This window comes from Streptomyces sp. CB02400 (assembly GCF_001905725.1).
GTDB classification, from domain to species: Bacteria; Actinomycetota; Actinomycetes; order Streptomycetales; family Streptomycetaceae; genus Streptomyces; species Streptomyces atrovirens.
In genome coordinates this window covers 830,528-850,623 of the sequence record NZ_LIWB01000001.1, presented here as the reverse complement: position 1 = coordinate 850,623, position 20,096 = coordinate 830,528, and the positions used below count along the sequence as shown (strand labels likewise).

The 20,096-nt window shown below is 71.2% G+C and carries 16 protein-coding genes and 1 pseudogene; 8 read left to right on the top strand and 9 right to left on the bottom strand.

The window, feature by feature from the left end; genetic code table 11:
* The first annotated feature begins 85 nt into the window (after positions 1 to 85).
* The gene (locus AMK33_RS03655; RefSeq protein ID WP_073931512.1) at positions 86 to 2,614 is read left to right on the top strand and encodes an ATP-dependent Clp protease ATP-binding subunit; all 2,529 of its coding nucleotides are present in this window, start codon (positions 86 to 88) and stop codon (positions 2,612 to 2,614) included.
* A gap of 24 nt (positions 2,615 to 2,638) precedes the next feature.
* Here the strand turns inward: AMK33_RS03655 and ggt are convergent, their stop codons facing one another.
* Positions 2,639 to 4,447, bottom strand: a complete 1,809-nt coding sequence (ggt, locus tag AMK33_RS03650) for a gamma-glutamyltransferase (RefSeq protein ID WP_073931190.1) — start codon at positions 4,445 to 4,447, stop codon at positions 2,639 to 2,641.
* A 152-nt stretch (positions 4,448 to 4,599) separates the two neighbouring features.
* On the opposite strand from ggt, the gene AMK33_RS03645 reads away from it, so the two are divergent.
* Positions 4,600 to 5,355 carry a hypothetical protein gene (locus tag AMK33_RS03645; protein ID WP_073931189.1) on the top strand — a complete coding sequence of 252 codons (756 nt, stop codon included), beginning with the start codon at positions 4,600 to 4,602 and terminating at the stop codon, positions 5,353 to 5,355.
* A gap of 270 nt (positions 5,356 to 5,625) precedes the next feature.
* Here the strand turns inward: AMK33_RS03645 and AMK33_RS03640 are convergent, their stop codons facing one another.
* The 6 genes from AMK33_RS03640 to AMK33_RS03615 form a co-directional block, all read right to left on the bottom strand.
* The gene (locus tag AMK33_RS03640) at positions 5,626 to 6,369 is read right to left on the bottom strand and encodes an amino acid ABC transporter ATP-binding protein (RefSeq protein WP_073931188.1); all 744 of its coding nucleotides are present in this window, start codon (positions 6,367 to 6,369) and stop codon (positions 5,626 to 5,628) included.
* A gap of 146 nt (positions 6,370 to 6,515) precedes the next feature.
* A complete protein-coding gene (locus tag AMK33_RS03635; protein WP_073931187.1) occupies positions 6,516 to 6,923 on the bottom strand; it encodes a DUF6278 family protein in 408 nt (135 codons plus the stop codon).
* Positions 6,924 to 6,997: 74 nt separating this feature from the next.
* On the bottom strand, positions 6,998 to 7,777 hold the full coding sequence (locus tag AMK33_RS03630; RefSeq protein WP_073931186.1) for an exodeoxyribonuclease III: 780 nt from the start codon (positions 7,775 to 7,777) through the stop codon (positions 6,998 to 7,000).
* A gap of 52 nt (positions 7,778 to 7,829) precedes the next feature.
* Complete coding sequence (locus tag AMK33_RS03625; protein WP_073931185.1) at positions 7,830 to 8,465, bottom strand: MBL fold metallo-hydrolase; 636 nt, start codon at positions 8,463 to 8,465, stop codon at positions 7,830 to 7,832.
* Between the two features lie 55 nt (positions 8,466 to 8,520).
* The gene (pcaDC, locus tag AMK33_RS03620) at positions 8,521 to 9,819 is read right to left on the bottom strand and encodes a bifunctional 3-oxoadipate enol-lactonase/4-carboxymuconolactone decarboxylase PcaDC (protein ID WP_073931184.1); all 1,299 of its coding nucleotides are present in this window, start codon (positions 9,817 to 9,819) and stop codon (positions 8,521 to 8,523) included.
* Positions 9,820 to 9,849: 30 nt separating this feature from the next.
* On the bottom strand, positions 9,850 to 10,947 hold the full coding sequence (locus tag AMK33_RS03615) for an IS110 family transposase (protein WP_073931183.1): 1,098 nt from the start codon (positions 10,945 to 10,947) through the stop codon (positions 9,850 to 9,852).
* A 352-nt stretch (positions 10,948 to 11,299) separates the two neighbouring features.
* On the opposite strand from AMK33_RS03615, the pseudogene AMK33_RS03610 reads away from it, so the two are divergent.
* Positions 11,300 to 12,448, top strand: a pseudogene (locus AMK33_RS03610) (IS1380 family transposase); the annotation flags it as partial.
* A gap of 165 nt (positions 12,449 to 12,613) precedes the next feature.
* On the opposite strand, the gene AMK33_RS03605 reads toward AMK33_RS03610, so the two are convergent.
* Entirely contained in the window at positions 12,614 to 13,900 is a 1,287-nt protein-coding gene (locus tag AMK33_RS03605) for a cellulase-like family protein (protein WP_073931182.1), read from the bottom strand.
* Between the two features lie 268 nt (positions 13,901 to 14,168).
* Between AMK33_RS03605 and AMK33_RS03600 the strand changes: the two genes are divergently transcribed.
* The 5 genes from AMK33_RS03600 to AMK33_RS03580 all read left to right on the top strand — a co-directional run bounded on the left by AMK33_RS03600 (position 14,169) and on the right by AMK33_RS03580 (position 18,839).
* The gene (locus AMK33_RS03600) at positions 14,169 to 14,945 is read left to right on the top strand and encodes an SDR family NAD(P)-dependent oxidoreductase (RefSeq protein ID WP_073931181.1); all 777 of its coding nucleotides are present in this window, start codon (positions 14,169 to 14,171) and stop codon (positions 14,943 to 14,945) included.
* A gap of 67 nt (positions 14,946 to 15,012) precedes the next feature.
* Positions 15,013 to 16,158 (top strand): galactonate dehydratase, encoded by a 1,146-nt coding sequence (gene dgoD / locus AMK33_RS03595; RefSeq protein WP_073931180.1) that lies wholly within the window; start codon positions 15,013 to 15,015, stop codon positions 16,156 to 16,158.
* Between the two features lie 88 nt (positions 16,159 to 16,246).
* Complete coding sequence (locus AMK33_RS03590) at positions 16,247 to 16,891, top strand: bifunctional 4-hydroxy-2-oxoglutarate aldolase/2-dehydro-3-deoxy-phosphogluconate aldolase (RefSeq protein WP_073931179.1); 645 nt, start codon at positions 16,247 to 16,249, stop codon at positions 16,889 to 16,891.
* A 38-nt stretch (positions 16,892 to 16,929) separates the two neighbouring features.
* Positions 16,930 to 17,850 carry a sugar kinase gene (locus tag AMK33_RS03585; RefSeq protein ID WP_073931511.1) on the top strand — a complete coding sequence of 307 codons (921 nt, stop codon included), beginning with the start codon at positions 16,930 to 16,932 and terminating at the stop codon, positions 17,848 to 17,850.
* 89 nt (positions 17,851 to 17,939) lie between these two features.
* Positions 17,940 to 18,839, top strand: a complete 900-nt coding sequence (locus AMK33_RS03580) for an SMP-30/gluconolactonase/LRE family protein (RefSeq protein ID WP_073931178.1) — start codon at positions 17,940 to 17,942, stop codon at positions 18,837 to 18,839.
* Positions 18,840 to 18,971: 132 nt separating this feature from the next.
* On the opposite strand, the gene AMK33_RS03575 is transcribed toward AMK33_RS03580, so the two are convergent.
* Entirely contained in the window at positions 18,972 to 19,961 is a 990-nt protein-coding gene (locus AMK33_RS03575; RefSeq protein WP_073931177.1) for an acetylxylan esterase, read from the bottom strand.
* Positions 19,962 to 20,096: the final 135 nt, after the last annotated feature.

Genomic DNA, 20,096 nt, shown 5'->3' with positions numbered 1-20,096 from the left:
ACGGATCGTGTCATCGTGGGCATGAGCGAGCCCCGACCGGGTTACCCGGCCCCGGCACGTCGACCCAGCGAAGGAACGGATGACGATGACGAGTGGTTTCGTCGGCCCGGAGGGCGACCCCTTCGCAGAATTCCTCGCCCGCTTCTTCGGCGGACAACGCCCCCGCCAGATCGACATCGGCCGACTCCTCAGCCAACCCGCCCGCGAACTGGTACGCGGCGCCGCCCAGTACGCCGCCGAACACGGCAGCCGTGACCTGGACACCCAGCACCTGCTGCGCGCCGCCCTCTCCGCCGAGCCGACCCGGAGCCTGCTCAGCCGGTCCGGCGCGGACCCCGACTCCCTGGCGTCCCAGATCGACGACCGCTCCGGCCCCGTACAGCACGGCCCGGGCGAGGCCCCGCCGCCGACCTCGCTGTCCCTCACCCCCGCCGTCAAGCGGGCCCTGCTGGACGCGCACGAGATGGCCAGGGCGTCCGGCGCCGGCTACATCGGCCCGGAGCACGTGCTCACCGCCCTCGCCGCCAACCCCGACTCGGCCGCAGGGCACATCCTCAACGCGGCCCGGTTCGCCCCCTCCGGCCCGCCGGAGGCACCGGAGGCCCCGCAGGCCCGCGCCGAACGGCCCCGTCCCGCGACGGGCACGCCGACCCTCGACAAGTACGGCCGTGACCTCACCGCGCTGGCCCGCGAGGGCCGTGTCGACCCGGTGATCGGACGTGACGACGAGATCGAGCAGACCGTCGAGGTGCTCTCCCGGCGCGGCAAGAACAACCCGGTGCTGATCGGTGACGCGGGCGTCGGCAAGACCGCCGTCGTGGAGGGGCTGGCCCAGCGGATCGCCGAGGGGGACGTGCCCGACGTACTCCTCGGACGGCGCGTGGTCGCCCTGGACCTGACGGGCGTCGTCGCCGGGACCCGCTACCGGGGCGACTTCGAGGAGCGGATGAACAACATCGTCGAGGAGATCCGGTCCCACTCCGACCGGCTGATCATCTTCATCGACGAGCTGCACACCGTCGTCGGCGCCGGGGGCGGAGGCGAGGGCGGCTCGATGGATGCCGGCAACATCCTCAAGCCGGCCCTCGCCCGCGGCGAGCTGCACATCGTGGGCGCGACCACCCTGGAGGAGTACCGCCGGATCGAGAAGGACGCGGCGCTGGCCCGTCGCTTCCAGCCGATCATGGTGCCCGAGCCGACCCCCGCGGACGCGGTCGAGATCCTGCGCGGTCTGCGGGACCGGTACGAGGCCCACCACCAGGTCCGCTACACCGACGAGGCGCTGCTGGCGGCCGTGGAGCTGTCCGACCGCTATCTGAGCGACCGCCGCCTCCCGGACAAGGCCATCGACCTGATCGACCAGGCCGGCGCGCGGGTGCGGCTGCGGGCCCGGACCAAGGGCACGGACGTACGGGCCATGGAGCGCGAGGTCGAGCAGCTCACCTGCGACAAGGACCAGGCGGTCGCCGACGAGCAGTACGAGCAGGCCACACAGCTGCGGGACCGCATCGTGGAGCTGAAGCAGCGGATCACGGACGCCGGCGGCGACGGCGAGGTCGACGAGGGGCAGAGCCTGTGGGTGGACGCCGAGGCGATCGCCCAGGTGGTGGCCCGGCAGACGGGCATCCCGGTCAGCCGTCTCACCGAGGAGGAGAAGGACCGGCTGCTGGGCCTGGAGCAGCATCTGCACCAGCGGGTCGTCGGCCAGGAGGAGGCGGTGCGCGTCGTCTCGGACGCGGTGCTGCGCTCCCGCGCGGGTCTGTCCAGCGGCGACCGGCCGATCGGCAGCTTCCTGTTCCTCGGCCCGACGGGCGTCGGCAAGACGGAGCTGGCGCGGGCGCTCGCCGAGGCGCTGTTCGGCAGCGAGGACCGGATGGTGCGCCTCGACATGAGCGAGTACCAGGAGCGGCACACGGTGAGCCGGCTGGTGGGCGCCCCGCCCGGCTACGTGGGGCACGAGGAGGCCGGGCAGCTCACCGAGGTGGTGCGCCGGCACCCGTACTCGCTGCTGCTGCTCGACGAGGTGGAGAAGGCTCATCCGGACGTCTTCAACATCCTGCTCCAGGTCCTCGACGACGGTCGGCTGACCGACTCGCAGGGCCGGACGGTGGACTTCACCAACACCGTGATCGTGATGACCAGCAATCTCGGCTCCGAGGCGATCACCCGGCGCGGCGCGACCCTGGGTTTCGCGTCCGGCGGCGCGGACGCGGACGAGGAGGCGCGCCGGGAGCAGATCCTGCGGCCGCTGCGGGAGCACTTCCGGCCCGAGTTCCTCAACCGGATCGACGAGATCGTGGTGTTCCGCCAGCTGACCGCGGAGGAGCTGCGGCGGATCACCGACCTGCTGCTGGGGAGCACCCGGCGGGGGCTCGAGGGGCAGGGCATCTCGGTCGACTTCACCGACGCGGCCGTGGACTGGCTGGCCGAGCGCGGCTACCAGCCCGAGTACGGCGCCCGGCCGCTGCGCCGCACCATCCAGCGGGAGGTCGACAACCAGCTCTCCCGGCTGCTGCTGGACGGCCGGGTCCGGGAGGGCGGCCGGGTGACGGTGGACACGGAGGACGGACGCCTGGTGTTCCGTACGCAGGAGACACCGGCGCCCGAGCTGTGAGGGCACCGGCGTCCCCGGGCGTGCTCAGCGCGCCGGACGGACCACCATCGCCGAGCCGCCGCCCCTGCGGACCTTCTCCGCCGCCGCGAGCCACGTGCCGTCCGGCAGTCGCTGGACGGCCGTGGCCGCGCCGATCTCCGGGTTCTCCCGGAACGCGTGCCCGATGGTCTCCAGGCGCTGCCTGACCTCACTGTCGTACAGGCCGGGTTCGAGGTCCGTCAGCTCCGTGTTGCGCTGGCTGGCGCGCGGCGCGGCGATCGCGTCGACCAGGGGCAGTCCGCGGTCGAGGAACCCGGTGAGGGTCTGCAGCACGGTGGTGATGATGGTGGAGCCGCCGGGTGAGCCGAGCGCCACCACCGGCCGGTCGTGCCGGTCGAGCACGATCGTCGGCGAGATGGACGACCGGGGCCGCTTGCCGGGGCCCGGCAGGTTCGGGTCGTGCACGGCCGGGTTCGCCGGAGCGAAGGAGAAGTCCGTCAGCTCGTTGTTGAGCAGGAATCCGCGGCCGGGCACGGTGATGCCGCTGCCGCCGGTCTGCTCGATGGTGAGGGTGTAGGCGACGACGTTGCCCCACCGGTCGGCGGTGGTGAGGTGCGTGGTGTTCTCGCCCTCGTACGTCGTCGGTGCGGCCTCGTCGCCGCTCGCGCAGGGTTCCGGGTCGCGGGGGTCGCCGGGGGCGAGGGGGCTGGTGAGGACGGCGTCGTCCCTGATGAGGCATTCGCGCGAGTCGGCGAACCGCTGGGAGAGCAGTTCCTCGGTCGGTACGTCCTCGAAGGCGGGGTCGCCGACCCAGCGCCCCCGGTCGGCGAACGCGATGCGGCTCGCCTCGATGAAGCGGTGCAGGTACTGGACGTCGCCCGCGTCGGAGAGGTCGGTGCGCTCCAGGATGTTGAGCGCCTCGCCGACGGTGGTCCCACCGGAGGAGGAGGGCGCGATGGAGTAGACGTCCAGTCCGCGGTACGAGGTCTTCGTGGGCGGCTGGAACTTGGCGCGGTAGGCGGCGAGATCGCGTTCGGACAGCTCGCCCGGCCGGGCGTTCCAGCCGGAATCGGGGTCCACGGGCGGCTTGTCGACCGTCCGCACGATGTCCCGGCCGATGTCGCCCCGGTACAGGGCGTCGACGCCCTCGCGGCGCAACTCCTCGTAGGTACGGGCCAGATCGGGGTTCTTGAAGGTGGATCCGACGACCGGGAGTTCGCCGCCCGGCAGGAACAGCTCGGCCGTGTCGGGGAAGTGGCGGAAGCGGGTCTCGTTGGCGGCGGTCTGCGCGCGGAAGGTCTCGTCGACGGTGAAGCCGTCGTGGGCGAGGCGTTCGGCGGGTTTCAGGACCGTGCCCAGGCCGCGCTTGCCCCACTTGTCGAGCGCCCGCTGCCAGGTGGCGGGCGTGCCGGGGGTGCCGACCCCGAGTCCGCTGCTGACCGCTTCGGCGAACGGGATCGGCTCGCCGTTCTCCAGGAACAGTCCGGAGTCGGCGGTCAGCGGGGCCGTCTCGCGGCCGTCGAGGGTGTGCACGGTGCGCGAGCGGGCGTCGTAGTAGACGAAGTAGCCGCCCCCGCCGACACCGGCCGAGTAGGGCTCGGTGACACCGAGCGCGGCGGCCGTGGCGACGGCCGCGTCGACGGCGTTGCCGCCCTTCCTCAGGATCTCGATCCCGGCGGCGGAGGCGTCGGCGTCGACGCTGGAGACCGCGCCGCCGTGACCGACGGCCACCGGGACCTTGGGGGTGTGCCGGGAGGGCACCTCGTGCCGGTCGGGCGGCGGGGCCGCCCCCACCGACAGCACGGCGGCACCGACCGCCAGGACTGCGAGATTCCGTGCGACGGGACGACGCATCCGCACCTCCGGTAAACGGCTGTCCGCGCAGCCTAGTTCGTCACCGGGCTCCCGTCAGGGATGCCGAAGGGGTGTGCCGTCCCGTCGTCCGGCGGGCCCTGTGGCCTGCGTCTCGAACACGGGTTTGCGTGGGACCGCTAGCATGCGCGCCCATGAGTGACGACGTGCGCAACATCGTTCTGGGCGTGGTGGCCGCCGGCATCAGCGCCGCGCTGGGCTGGATAGCCCGTACCTACCTGTGGAGGCGGAAGCTCCGGCGCAAGCAGACGTTCTTCGGCCTGCCGCAGAACTCCGAGTCCCTGCTCGTCGTCAACCGCGATCCGGCGACGGCGGAGCCGGCGGTGCACCGCTTCGACGTGTTCGCGCTCCTTGAGCTCTCCGCGCTGATCAAGGACTGCGGGGCGCACGTCCAGATGGTCACCCAGGACGCGGCCCACCAGGGCTTCGGCGAACGGACCGAGTTCTGTGTGGGCGGGCCGGGTTCGAACCGGCGGATGGTGGCCCACATGGCGGCCATGCTGCCGGGGGTGCGGGTCAACGTCGATCCGGAGCCGGGCCCGGACCGGGGCGCCTTCCAGATCGGCTCCGAGCGCTACCGCATGGACCCGGGCATCACCGAGTACGTGCTGCTGGCGCGGCTGACCGCGGGTGAACGGCGCGAGACGCGGCCGGTGTTCCTGTTCTGCGGTCAGCGCGCGATCACCAACCAGGCCGCGACCCGCTACCTCGCCCGCAACCACGAGCGGCTGGCCCGCAAGCACGGCTCGAACTCGTTCGTCCTGCTGCTGAAGGTGATCAACTCGCAGGCGTACGGCCCCGATGTGGTCGAACTGGTCGCGGACGTGACCAAGGTCGCGCAGACCGCGCTGCCGGCTGCCGCGCCGCGCACCAGTCACCGGGCGGACTGACCTCGTTCAGCACCACCCGTCCGGCGCGCAGCTGACCTTCTCCTCGCCGGCGGACGACCCGTCGGGGTCGCGTCCGCCGCGCGAGCAGTGATCTCCGGCTGCCGCCGGACGGGTCTGGCCGATGTGATCCGCCGCCCCGTTGGACGTGGGGCGGTGGGCCCCTCCCGGTGGCGGTGTCCCCGCTCCTGGCGCGGAGTCCCCTCCCCCACCGGGATGAAGGGACCATCCTAGTCGAGGCCCGGACGGAGGAGTCTACGGGCGTCACCCCGTTCAGTGCTTGAGGATCTTGGAGAGGAAGTCCTTGGCACGGTCGCTGCGCGGATCGCCGAAGAACCCGTCGGGCGTACGGTCCTCCACGATCCGGCCGTCGGCCATGAAGACCACGCGGTTGGCGGCCGAGCGGGCGAAGCCCATCTCATGCGTGACCACGATCATGGTCATGCCCTCACCGGCCAGTTGCCGCATGACCTCCAGGACCTCGTTGATCATCTCCGGGTCCAGGGCGGAGGTCGGCTCGTCGAACAGCATCGCCTTGGGCTCCATGGCCAGCGCCCGCGCGATCGCCACGCGCTGCTGCTGACCGCCCGAGAGCTGCGCCGGGTACTTGTCCGCCTGACTGGCGACGCCGACGCGGTCGAGGAGCGCGTGCGAACGCCGGTCGGCGTCCTCCTTCTTGCGTCCGCGGACCTTCACCTGGCCCAGCGAGACGTTCTGCAGCACGGTCTTGTGCGCGAAGAGGTTGAAGGACTGGAAGACCATGCCGACATCGGCGCGCAGCCGCGCCAGCGCCTTGCCCTCGTGCGGGAGCGGCTGCCCGTCGAGCAGGATCGTGCCGGACTGGACGGTCTCCAGCCGGTTGATCGCCCGGCACAGCGTCGACTTCCCCGACCCCGACGGGCCGATGACGACGACCACCTCTCCCCTGTCCACGGTGAGCCCGATGTCCTGGAGGACGTGGAGGTCCCCGAAGTACTTGTTGACGTCACGCAGCTCGATCAGCGGATCGACGGCCACACCCGTCCCTCCTCGTCCTCAGCCGTGCGGTGGTCGCCGCAACGTATCCGGGCAAGATCACCGGGAAGGCGCGACACGCACTCTTCGGCCATTAGCCGTATTTATGCCGATTCATACCGATTTACACCTGGCTGCGGGCCGGGGCCTCACGCCTCCGCGACCTCCGCGTACAGCTGGGACAGCTCGGGCACGCCGCTGGCCGCCCACTCGTGTCCGGCGTCCACGACGTCGAACTCCCGCCCGGAGGTGAGCCGTACGACCGGCTGCCCGTCGGCGCGGATCTCCCAGGCGGCCCCCGGCACGGTGCGCACGATGACGGTGCCGAGGTACAGCCCCGCGTCGTTGCCCAGCCAGTTCGAGGTCTCCTCGTCGTCCCGCCAGCGCGGCACCAGTTGGTCCAGCGCCTCCAACGAGGCCGGGGAGTCGTCGAGTCGGACACCCGCCCGGCCGGCCTGGGAGCGCAAGAGTTCGCACTCGGCGAGGAGTTCCGCGATGCCCTCGGGATCGGGAACCCCTGCCTTCTGGCGCCGGTTGCCCAGGAAAGGGATGTTCATACCTCCAGCCTGTCATTCGTACCGTGCCGCGCACCACAGGCGCGCGGGGTCGGACGACGGCCGGCGGCGCCCTGCTACACGTCGAGGTCCACCACGACCGGCGCGTGGTCCGAGGCGCCCTTGCCCTTGCGCTCGTCGCGGTCGACGTAGGAGTCCGTGACCGCCTTCGCGAAGGGCTCGTTGCCGTACACCAGGTCGATGCGCATGCCGCGGTTCTTGGGGAAGCAGAGCTGGCGGTAGTCCCAGTACGTGAAGGGGTGCTCGTACTTGAGGGGGCGCGGGACGACGTCGGAGAGGCCGGTCTCGCGCAGGGAGGCGAGGGCGGCGCGCTCGGCGGGGGTGACGTGGGTGGAGCCCTCGAAGTCGGCCCGGTCGTAGACGTCGTCGTCGGTCGGTGCCACGTTGTAGTCGCCCAGGACGGCGAACGGGCGGTCGCCCGCCGCGTCGCCGGCCACGGCGGCCCGCAGCGCCTCGAACCACTGGAGCTTGTACGCGTAGTGGGGGTGGTCCACCTCGCGCCCGTTGGGCACGTACACCGACCAGACGCGGACCGGGCCGCAGGTCGCGGAGACGGCGCGGGGCTCGACGGAGCCTTCGTAGCCGGGGTCGCCCGGCAGGCCCTTGACGACGTCCGTCAGGCCGACGCGGGAGAGCACCGCCACGCCGTTCCACCGGCCGGTGGCGTTCACCGCCGACTCGTAGCCCAGCTCGCGCACCTCCTCCACCGGGAACTTCTCCTCGGCGACCTTGGCCTCCTGGAGGCACAGCACGTCCGTGCCGCTGCTCTCCAGCCAGGCCAGGAGCCTCGGCAGGCGGGCGGTGATCGAGTTCACGTTCCAGGTCGCGATGCGCATGTTCCACAACCTACCCGGCACCTGTGACAACGCGCGCCCGCCGCCCGCCGGGTCACAGCTCGGCGGAGCCCCCCGGCGCGAGCCGCAGGTGTTCCGAGCCGCCGAGCGCGCCGATCTGACGGTCGTAGATCGGCCGGGCGAGGTCCGTGAGAAGGGCGTCGTGGATGTCGTAGGCGCGCCGCGGCCTCACCTCGCGGACGTAGTCGATGACCTCGGAGATCTTGTTCCAGGGGGCCATGACCGGCAGCATCAGCGTCTCGACCGGCCGGTCGGGCACGGTGAGCGCGTCACCCGGGTGGAAGAGCTTCCCGCCGTCGACGAGGTAGCCGACGTTGGTGACGCGCGGGATGTCCGGGTGGATCACCGCGTGCAGCTCGCCGTGGACCTGGACGTCGAAGCCGGCGGCGGTGAAGGTGTCGCCGTGGCCGACGGTGTGCACGCGCCCCGGGAAGGCCGCCGAGAGCTGCTCCGCGACCGACTTCAGGGTCCAGATCTCAGCGGCCGGGTTCGCCTCCAGGGCGGCCCGCAGCCGGCCCTCGTCGAAGTGGTCGGGGTGCTCGTGCGTGACCAGGACGGCGTCCGCGCCGAGGGCCGCGTCCTCCTCGCTGAACATCCCGGGGTCGAGGACGAGGACGCGTCCGTCCTTCTCCAGGCGGACGCAGGAGTGGGACTTCTTCGTGAGCTTCATGATCCCATTCTGCTCCCGTCCCGTTCACGGCCGCACGAAGCACTCCCGGGGGGCTTCACTCCTGGGGCGTGGTCTCCTCGCGGACGACCTGCTGGGCCACCCGGAAGGCGCTGTTCGCCGCCGGGACGCCGCAGTAGACGGCCGCCTGGAGCAGCACCTCCTTGATCTCGTCCGGGGTGAGCCCGTTGCGCAGGGCGGCCCGGGTGTGGAAGGCGAGGTCCTCCAGGTGGCCGCCGGCGACGAGGGCGGTGAGGGTGACGCAGCTACGGGTGCGCCGGTCGAGTCCGGGCCGGTCCCAGACCTCGCCCCAGGCGTAGCGGGTGACGAGCTCCTGGAAGTCGCCCGAGAACGCGTCGGCCTCGGCCAGGATCCGGTCGACGTGCGCGTCGCCCAGCACCTCCCGGCGGACCTTGAGGCCGGTGTCGTACGGGTCGGGTCTGCCCTGCGGCTGCTGCGGTACGACGGGCGGGGCGATCTCGGCGACGGGCGCGAGCTGCGGCGGGGCGGCGGCCGGCACCGGATTCACCACCGCCGCGGGCAGGGCGGTCTGGCCGGTGACGGGCTCGAAGGCGGGCTGCCAGGCGGTGGAGAAGTGCCGCACCAGCAGGTCGGTGACGGCGGCCGGCTGCTCCACCGGCACCAGGTGGGAGGCGCCGGGTACGACGGCGAGCCGGGCGTCCGGGATCCCGGCGACCAGCGTACGGGCCTCGGCGGGGCCGGTGACCTGGTCCTCGGAGCCGACCAGCACCAGGGTGGGCACGCCGACGCTGCCGAGTCCGGCCCGCACGTCGAACGAGGCGAGCGCCTCGCAGGCGGCGATGTAGCAGCCGGGGTCGGTGGTGCGCACCATCTGCACGGCCCACTCGGTGATCGCGGGCTGGGCTGCGGCGAACCCGCCGGTGAACCAGCGCTCCGGCGAGGAACGGGCGATGGGGTCGAGCCCGTTCGTCCGTACGACGACCCCGCGCCGGCGGAACTCGTCCGCCGTGCCGAAGCGGGGCGAGGCGGCGATCAGCGCGAGGGACGCGAGCCGCTCGGGGTGGCGCAGGGCCAGCTCGATCCCGACGGCACCGCCGAGCGCGCAGCCGGCGTAGCCGAAGCGCTGCACGCCGAGGCTCTCGAGGGTGGCGAGCAGCCGCGCGGTGAGTTCGGCGACCGAGCCCGCGGGGTGGGCGGGGGCGCCTCCGTGTCCCGGCAGATCGAACCGGAACACGCGCCACTGCTTCGTCAGCTCGGGGACCTGCCGGTCCCACATGTGCCATGTGGTGCCCAGGGACGGACCCAGGATCAGAACCGGAGCGTCTTCCGGCCCGTCGAAGCGGTATTGCAGGGTGTTCGGTGGTGTCTCACTCACGCCCCAGACCCTCTCACGTCTCAGACGCCCCTAAAACGGGGGGACGCTGGATACCGTTCTGACCAGGTTGAAGACCTCTCGGGCGGTATATCGCTCGAGACATCGGGTGATCTCACGCCGGGTCTTGCCCTCCTGGGTGCGGCGTTCGCAGTACGCCCGGGTGCGCGGGTCGTGGCGCAGGCGGGTGAACACGATGCGGTGCAGGGCGGCGTTGGCCTGCCGGTCGCCGCCGTGGTTGAGCCGGCGTGTGCTCCGCCGGCCGGAGGAGTACTCGATGGGACTGACTCCGCAAAGGGCAGCGAAGGACGCCTCGTTGTTCAGTCGCTCGGGGTTGTCTCCCATGGTGATCAGGAGAGTGACGGCGCTGTCCGGACCGATGCCCACCGGTTCGAGCAACTGCGGGGCATGGTGTTCGACGAGCCGGGTCAGGTGTTGCTTCAGCTCGTCGATCTGCGCGGTGAGCTGTTCGATGCGCTCGGCCAGCATGCGCAACGTCATGTGGGTGGCCTGGGCCACCGCGTCCCCGTCTCCCCCACCATCGGGTGGGCCGAGGGACGCGCAGGTGCGGAACAGCTCGGCATTGCCCAGGCTCGACAACCGTTCCCGCAGGGCGGGGTCGGCGACGACCAGGACGGCTTTGAGCTGGTTGATCACCTGGGTGCGGGCCTTGACCGCGGAGTCCTTGGCGAGCTTGCAGATCCGGGCGCTGTGCACCGGACCGTCGCCGGACTTGGCCCGGGCCTGGGCGCGGCCGCTGAGCACGGCCCGCGCTGCGGCCTGCGCGTCGAGCGGGTCCGACTTGCCGAGCAGACGGCGGGCCGACCGGTCGGGCCGGTTCACTTCGAACACCAGGATGTGCTGGGCCAGGAGGTAGCGGGACAGGCCCGCACCGAAGGTGCCCGTGCCCTCCACGCCGGCTCGGCGCACCGTACCCCGCTTGCGGGCCCACACGAGCAACTGTCGGTAACCGGCCGCCGTCGCCGGAAAGGAATCGGTTCCCAAGACCTTCCCGAGTGGGGAGATCACGGCGGCGACATGAACCTCGCCGTGCGTGTCCACGCCCAGGACGACCTCGCGCCGGACGGGCGGATCCGTGCTCGAGGAGGTACTGCGCTGTCGGGTCGTCATGATGATTCGCCTCCCACGTGGTGACGTGCTGGCTGTGTGGATGGCACCGGCCCGCTCGGGCGGTCTGAACCGTGATGGCGCCTGGAACTCGGCAAGGCCCCTATAGGGACACGCCCTGTGGCTCGGTGGCAGGCAGCATCCCGCAACGACGGTCGACATGCCGGTGACTGGACACTTCGGTCAAAAGTCTCACGAGTCAGATCCCGTCCGGGATGGCACCGCACAACCGTCCCACCGATCCCGGTACAGCGACATGACTCGCTCACTGCCGGTTGGCTTCGGCCGAAGCGAGACTCAACCTGATTGGGCGGGTTGACGACGTGTTGGCTCTTCGTCCACTCCTGACCGTATCGATGTGGATGTGCTGCGGCACGGGGCGATGTCCCGGGCGTTCTCCGGGATACGCGCCCCCTCCACGCTGGGCACGTTCCTGCGCGCCTTCACCTGGGGGCACGTGCGTCAACTGGAGTCCGCCGTGCGGGCGTTCACGGCGAACCTGGTCCGGCACTGCGCCTTGCTGCCCGGCGCGGACCAGGTGGTGTTCCTGGACATCGACTCGAAGATGAAGCCCGTCCACGGCTACGCCAAGCAGGGCGCCGCCTTCGGCTGCACCAGACAGCGTGGCCTGCACGTCCAGATCGTGACCGCCTCCACGCCCGTCGCTGCGCCGGTCATCGTGGCCTCGCGGCTGCGCAAGGGCTCGGCCGGCTCCGGCAAGGGCGCCGCGCATCTGATCGCCGAAGCGGTGAACACGGTCCGGGCCATGAGCGCGGTGGGCCAGATCATCGTGCGCGGCGATTCCGCGTTCTGCTCGCACAAGACCGTGTCCGCCTGCCGCCGTCTGGGGGTGCGCTTCTCTTTCACGATCGCCCAGCGAAGGAAAGTCCGCAGCGCCATCGACGCCATCAACGAGGCCGCGTGGACGGCGATCAAGTACACGGACGCGGTCTTCGACGAGGACGGGCAGCGGTGGGTCTCCGACGCCGAGGTCGCCGAGACCGCATACACCGCCTTCACCGGCAAGCCCCAGAAGCACCACGCCACGGCCCGGCTCCTGGTCCGCCGCGTCAAGCGCCTCGGTCAGGCTCATGTCCCCGAGAGGCAGGGCGAGTTGTTCACTGCCCATCGTTTCCACGCTGTGTTCACCGACACCGCGCTCGGCCTTGCCGAGGCCGAGGCCACCCACCGCCGGCACGCCATCATTGAGCAAGTCTTCGCCGACCTGGAGGACTCCGCCCTCGGCCACCTGCCGTCGGGGAAGTTCACCGCGAACGCGGCCTGGCTCACGCTCGCTGCCCTCGCCCACAACCTCACCCGCGCGCTCGGCGCCCTGGCCTCCGCCTTCCACGCGAAAGCCCGCACCGGCACCGTCCGACGCCACCTGATCGCCGTCCCCGCCCACCTCGCCACGGGTGCACGCACCCACCTCCCCGACCGATGGCCCTGGCAGGGAGCGTTGGAGAACCTCTGGACGGCCGTCGGTCACCGCCTGCGCACCTGACAAGCCGGACCGACTGCCCGCCCACGACCCGAAGGACCTCAAAGACCCCGCCACCGGACCGGCCATCCGGCACCCACCCCTACCCGAAACCGGAAAACCACCCGAAAACCGATCAGCAAACCCGATCAAGATTCACACGGTGGATCCAGGCTGAAAGACCAAGGATCAAGACTCCTTCGCTGCTTGAAGGAAGAGCTCGTTGCACTCCCGCTGGAGTTCCGTCTGGCTCCACATGGGGTGGTGGGGTGCCGCGTTCGAGCACACGATGGTGCCCCAGGCACCCACCTCGGCGCTGCCCCGGACGGCGCGCCTGCAGAACTCGGCGCCGATCGGGCCCTCTTCGAAGGTGCCGTTCAAGGGGGTGTAGCCGATCCAGCCCTCGCCGAAGACCAGCGGAATCCCGCGGCCGACGCACAGGTCGGCGGCTGCCGACATCCATGTCTCCAGGGTAGTCAGCATGGCGAGGTGGTGCGCGCCGTAGCGTTCGTAGAGGATGCGATCCCAGACCTCGGCGTCGCACCAGTCGTGTACGTAGATCTCGGGCTTGCCGACGATCGTGGCCTGCTGACGCCATTCCTCGCCGGCCGGCGGCAGCCACTGGTCGAAGGGCGGCGCGCCCGGGCGCATCAGGTCGGTGCGGGCGCGCTCCTCGTCGAAGCCGCCGTCGGGCGACCGCAGTCCGTAGCCGGTGACGAGCTCGTCGAGGACCCCATAGACGTACGGGTGGAAGATGCCGACGTCGATGTTGTGCGGGATGCCGCGGAAGGATTCCAGGGGGACCCGGGCGTAGTTGACCGTTGCGGGAATGGTGGGGCGACGTTCATGGAAGCGGTCCAGGCCCGCTTCGAGGCGTTCGCGCAGCTCCACCACGGCGGGTTCCTTGCCAGGGAGCCCCTCGGTGAGGTAGCCGCCCTGGACCTCGTTGTGCAGTTCGACGAACGCGATCACGTCGGACAGTCCCTCTGCCTCGGCTAGATCGCACAGGTCCGCTAGGGCGTCGGCCAGCCGTACAGGCCGGTCTTCGGGGCTGACGGCCATGAGCGCGTCGAACCAGCGGCGATCACCGGCGAAGGAGCTGCTCTGCTGGTACTCCCAGCTGGAGATGATCACGAAGACGCTGTGGCGCTGGGCGGTCCGCAGCAGTTCCAGCAGATGCGCCTTCGGGTCGATGCGGGTGCGGTGCCGCACGTCGTACCAGCGTGTGCCCTGGCCGTACTCGCCGCCCAAGGGGCCGAGTTCGATTTCTCCGGTCAGGCCGGAGCCGAAGATGAGGAACGGCATGGCGCAGATCCGGATGGTGTTGTAACCGCGATCGACGGCTTCGGCGAAGGCGCGGTCGAGGTTCTCGAAGGGTTCGCCCGGTCCGGTGCGGGTGTACCAGGTGAAGTCCCACAGGGTGATGGTGAGCCGGTCCGGCAGGTGGGTCGGCAGAGGTATCGGTGAGTAGGCCATCTCGTCCGCTTCGTGGTCGGTGACGGTGAGGGGAGGCCGCGGAGACGCCCTAACGTGGCGAAACCGAGGGCAGTGCGGCACACGGGCGTGGGCGGCTGGTCGGCGGTCTCAGCCCACGACGGTGGCACGTTAATTCATAATTTCCGATCAGAGAAGCCACCCCCGACCACCATCACCCCCGGCCGAAGCCGACGCACCTCTTGGCCCGCATGGATAATTAATATTTAATGACGTCATCGTTGCTGCCTCAGCCACAGGAGTCGTCTCCATGCTTCCCGCACGGGTATCCCCCTCGGAACGCCTCAGCGACCGGTGCGCGCTCGTCACCGGAGCCGCCTCCGGGATCGGGGCGGCCACGGCCCGACGTCTCGCCTCCGAGGGCGCCAGCGTGGTCCTCGCCGACATCGATGCCGAGGCCGGCGAGGCCGTGGCCGCCGGCATCCGGAAGGACGGCGGCGAGGCACTGTTCCACTACTGCGATGTCGCCGACGAGTCCTCCTGGGCCAGGACGGCCAAGGCAGCGCGCCAGGCGTTCGGTCCGATTCGGGCCCTGGTCAGCAACGCCTACACGGTCCAGGTGGCACCGGCCCATGAGATCAGCGCCGAGCAGTGGAACCGGCAGCTCGCCGTGACCTTGAGCGGATCGTTTCTCGGCGTGCGAGCCTGCCTCGACGACCTCCGCGCGACGGACGGAAGCGTCGTGCTGGTGTCGTCCGTGCACGCGCTGGTCGGTCTGCCCGGACGTCCCGCGTACGCGGCCGCGAAGGCCGGATTGACCGGCCTGGCACGGCAGTTGGCGGTCGAGTACGGCGGGCAGGTCCGTGTGAACAGCGTGCTGCCCGGCCCGGTCCTGACCCAGGCTTGGGACGCCATCGATGAGGACGACCGGCGGGCCAGCGCCGCCGAGACCGCTACGGGCCGCCTGGGCCGACCCGAGGAGGTCGCCGCCGCCATCGCCTTCCTCGTCAGCGACGACGCGTCCTTCGTGACGGGCGCCTCCCTCGTCGTCGACGGTGGCTGGAGCGTACTGAAGAACTCCTCGTGAGCGGCCGGCATCCCCGCCGTACCTCGTCTTCCTTTAATCTCAGTTCCCTGTTTTGGAGCCATCTCCCTTGAAAATCACCCGGGTTGAGACCTTCGCCGTGCCGCCTCGCTGGCTGTTCTGCCGGATCGAGACCGATGACGGTGTGGTGGGCTGGGGCGAGCCGGTGGTGGAAGGCCGGGCCGCCACCGTCCGCACGGCCGTGCACGAACTCGCCGAGTACCTCGTCGGTCAGGACCCGATGCGTATCGAGGACCACTGGCAGACCATGACCAAGGGCACCTTCTATCGGGGCGGCCCGATCCTGTCGAGTGCCGTCGCCGGTATCGACCAGGCCCTGTGGGACATCGCGGGCAAGGCCCTCGACGTGCCGGTCCATGTGCTGCTCGGCGGCCCGGTGCGTGACCGTGTACGCGCCTACAGCTGGGTGGGCGGCGACGAACCCGGTGAGATCGCCGAGGCCCTCCAGGCGCAGGTCGAGGCCGGTTTTACGGCGGTCAAGATGAACGCCAGCGGGCGGACCGGGAAGCTGGCCACCGCGGGGGAAGTGCACGCCGTGGTCGAGCGGGCCCGGATCGCGCGCGACGTCCTCGGGCCCGACCGGGACTTCGCGATCGACTTCCATGGCCGGTTCACCACCGCCAGTGCCCGCCGCGTGCTGCCCGAACTCGCCGCGCTGCACCCGCTGTTCGTCGAGGAGCCCGTCCTCCCGGAGCACGCGCACCGTCTTCAGGACGTCGTGTCGGCCTCGCCCGTGCCCATCGCCACGGGTGAGCGGCTCTTCTCCCGTACCGACGCCCTGCCCGCCCTGCAGGCCGGCATCGCCGTCCTGCAGCCCGATCTCTCCCATGCGGGAGGCATCTCGGAGGTGCGGCGCATGGCGTCGCTGGCCGAGACCTTCGATGTGCTCCTTGCCCCGCACTGCCCGCTGGGCCCGATCTCGCTCGCCTCCAGTCTCCAGGTCGCCTTCAGCACGCCGAACTTCCTCATCCAGGAACAGAGCATCGGCATCCACTACAACGCCGGCGCAGAGGTCCTGGACTATCTGGTCGACCCCACGGTCTTCCGGTTCGACCAGGGCCACATCAACCGGCCCGTGGGTCCGGGCCTGGGCATCGAGGTCGACGAGCAGGCCGTACGTCGCGCGAACGACAGCGCGCCGGACTGGCGGAGCCCGCTGTGGCGTCACACCGACGGCTCCTTCGCCGAATGGTGACCTGCCCCTTGCCCCTGGGCCCATCCCCGGACTTGTCTCATCCCCCGCTCCAGCCCTCGCCCTCGCCAAGTATCACGGAGAACAACTGATGCTGACCCACATCGACTTCACCCGCGAACTGCGCCGCGACCGGCTGGTGGCCATCGTGCGCGGCAGCGACCCCAAGGCCGCGCTGGCCAGCGTGCTGGCGCTCGCCCAGGAGGGCGTGCGCCTGATCGAGATTTCGTTGACGACGCCCGGTGCCGAGGCGGTCATCACGCAAGCCGTCGAGGAAATCGGCAGCGACGCCGTCATCGGTGCGGGAACGGTTGTCACCGAGCAGGACGCTCTGCGGGCCCGGGACGCGGGAGCCCGGTGGATGGTGACGCCGGCCCTGGACAAGGGTTTCGAGCACGCGGTCGCGCTCGGCGTGCCCGTGCTGGCCGGTGCGCTCACACCGACGGAGGCGGTGGCCGCGATGCGGTCCGGTGCCGCCGCGGTCAAGCTGTTCCCCGCCTCCATAGGCGGCCCCGCCTATCTGCGCGCGCTGCGCGACCCTCTGCCCGACATGCCGTTCGTACCGGTGGGCGGCGTGGATGCCGAGGCGGCCCGGGCCTACTTCGCCGCGGGAGCCGTCGCCGTGGGCGTGGGCTCGCCCCTGCTCGGTGATGCCGCGCAGGGCGGGGACCTGGCCCAGTTGCGGGTCCGGGCCCGGGAGTTCCTGACCGTGTGCGCGGCGGGAGCCGACGCGTGAACGCCGCGCCACTCGATGCCCTGACGTTCGGCGAGACGATGCTCTCGTTCCAGGTGGACGGTGCGCTGACCTCGGGCGGCCAGGCCCGTACGGCGGTCGCGGGCGCGGAGTCCAACGTCGCAGTGGGCCTGGCCCGCCTGGGACACCACGTGGGCTGGGCCGGCCGCCTCGGAGCCGACGAACCCGGCCGGATGATCCTGCGGACCCTGCGCGGCGAAGGCGTGCACGTGGACCATGCCACCACCGATCCCGACGCTCCCACCGGGTCCCTGATGCGTGAGCGCCGGGTCGCCGATCTGGCCCGCGTGCACTACTGGCGCGCCGGATCCGCCGCGTCCCGCATGCAGCCACCGCATGTGAAGAGCGCCCTGGCAGCCGGAGCGCGCCTGCTGCATCTGACCGGCATCACCTGCGCCCTGGGCCCCGGACCGCTGGAGAGCGTGCGGACTGCGGCCGGATACGCCGCCGAGCACGGCTGGACCGTGTCCTTCGACGTGAACCACCGCACCCGCCTGTGGGATACCGCGGCCGCCTCGGCCGCGCTGCGCCCGCTGCTCGGTCTGATCGACATCGTCATCGCCTCCGACGACGAGCTGCCCCTGATCGCCGGAGAGCCCGGTACGCCGGAGCATGATCGGGTGGCCGAGCTGCTCGCCCGGGGCGTACGGGAGGTCGTGGTCAAGCGGGGCGCCCAGGGCGCGGACCTGTATCTCCGCGCCGACCAGGGCGTGCACACTCCGGCCCACCCGGTGCCCGTGGCCGACACGGTGGGCGCCGGCGACGCGTTCTGCGCCGGATACCTCTCCGGCGTCCTGGACGAACTGTCGCCCGAACAGCGGCTGCACCGGGCCACCCGCACCGCCGCATTCGCCGTCGCCACTCCCGGCGACTGGGAAGGGCTGCCCCACCGCGACGAACTCTCCCTCCTGGACGCGGCGCCCGGCGCGACCGTGCGCTGAGCCTGCCCGTCACGCGCAAGCCGAAGCCGAGCCCGCCCGGCACCTGGTGAGCCGAGTTTTCCTTCCTCCCCGTCTTGAAAGGTCGTCACATGGCCGTGTCCACCCACCAGCTGGTCGGCACCTTCGCACCCGTCACGTCCGACCGTCTGGAACTCGGCGAAGGACCGCGTCTGCTGTCCGATGGCAGCGTGGTCCTCGTCGACATCCTCGCCGGGAAACTCGTGCAGTTGCCCGCGCACGAGGACAGCTCCCTGGTGGAACTGGCGCATCTGGGACAGCCGTTGGGCGCGGTCGCTCCGCTGGACAGCCCTGGCCCTCGCGGCTGGGCCGCTGCCACCGGCATGGCCTTCGCCGTCCTCGACGAGGGCGGGCAGATCGTCCGCACGACCCCGGTCACGCCTCAGGCCGGCGGCCCGCAGCGTATGAACGACGCGGTCTGCGACTCCGCCGGGCGCATGTGGGCCGGCACCATGGCCTACGACGCCACACCCGGCGCCGGCGCGCTGCACAGGTGGAACAAGGACGGCTCGGTGACCTGCGTCTTGGACGGGCTGACCGTTCCCAACGGGCCGGTCTTCAGCCCGGACGGCGACATCCTCTATCTCGCCGACTCCGCGGTGGGCACAGTGGAGGCATTCCGCGTCGACCCGCAGACCGGTGATCTGTCCGACCGGCGCCTGGTGTTCCGCGTCGCCACCAAGGACGGCAGCCCGGACGGGATGGCGGTCGATTCCGACGGCTGTATCTGGTCGGCGATCTGGGGCGGCAGCCAGATCCGCCGCTACAGCCCCGAGGGTCAGCTGCTGCAGACCCTGGACGTTCCCGCCCAACAACCCACCGCTGTCTGCCTGACCGGAGAGCACCTCATCGTCACGACAGCCACGTACGGGCTGGCCGAGCCGGGCCCGTGGGACGGCGCCGTGCTCCGCGCCTCCTGCACGGCCACTGCTCCGGTCACGGCCGGCGCCGCCGCATCCCTGGCCGGTTGACGCGACGGACCGCGCGAGCGGCGGGTCCGTCCACTACGACGTTGTTGGTGTCGTGTGGACGGGCCCGCCGCTCGTTGTGTTGCCTCAGCACCGGACCGCCACGACCGGGCCCGCACAGCGCAGGCAGGCCGATCAGGAGACCTTGAGAGGGGACAGCCCCGTGTGCCGAAGCCAGTGCAGGTGTTCGCCGGACGACGACCCGTACCCGCCGCCGTGGTCGCCGTACGGCCAGACGCGGATGTCCTTCAGGCCCGCGTAGCGGTTGTACGAGGCGTAGATCGTGGAGGGCGGGCAGACCGGGTCCATCAGCCCGACGCTGAACAGCGCAGGAGCGGTGGCGCGGGCGGCGAAGTGCACCCCGTCGAAGTGGTTCAGAGTGGCGAAGGCGCGCTCGGGCTGATCCCGCGTGTGCAGGCACAGGTACCGGGCGAGTTCGACGTACGGCCCGTCGCTGGCGATGTCGGCGCCCCGGCGGAAGTGGCACAGGAACGGCACGTCGCACCAGAGGGTGGCGACCTGCTCGCCGGCGAGGCCCGCGACGGCCAGGGCGAGCCCACCACCCTGGCTGGCGCCCTGCACCACGATGCGGTCGGCGTCGACGTGCGGCAGGCCGGGGGCGCAGTCCACGGCGCGTACGCAGTCGGTGATCAGGCGGCGGCAGTAGTGGTGGTGGCGGGGGTCGTCGATGCCGCGCGTCATGAAGCCCTCGACCCACTGGGTGCCGGGGCCTTCCCCGTGGTCGGGGGTGTCGTGCCCTTGGCCGCGGCTGTCGACGACGAGCTGCGCATAACCGGCGCAGGGGAAGAGGAGATGGTCCGTCGGCAGTCCACGCCCGCCGCTGTAGCCGATGTACGTGACGACGGTGGGCAGCGGTTCCTTGGCGCCGTGCGGCAGCAGCAGCCACGCGGCCACGGGTCGGCCGCGCCAGCCGGGGAACCGGACGTCGTACACGTCGACGGCGGTGAGAGAGTGCTGTGGACCGGGGTGAACGGTGGGGTGCGGCTCGGCGGCGGCGCGCGCCTGGGCGAGGGTGTCCTGCCAGAAGGCGTCGAAGCCGGAGGACTCCGCGAGAGCGGCGTCGTAGACGCGGAGCTGGCCCAGGGGCAGGTCGGTGAGCGGCACGGCGCAAGTTCCTTGCGACTACGGGCGGGGGGTGCGTGATGGAGTGCTTCTTCAACGGCCGAGATCCTGCGTCGGCGCGGTCCGAATGTGACGAGCCGGCCAGGGGCGTGGCAGTCCTCCCCGGCCGGCTCGTGA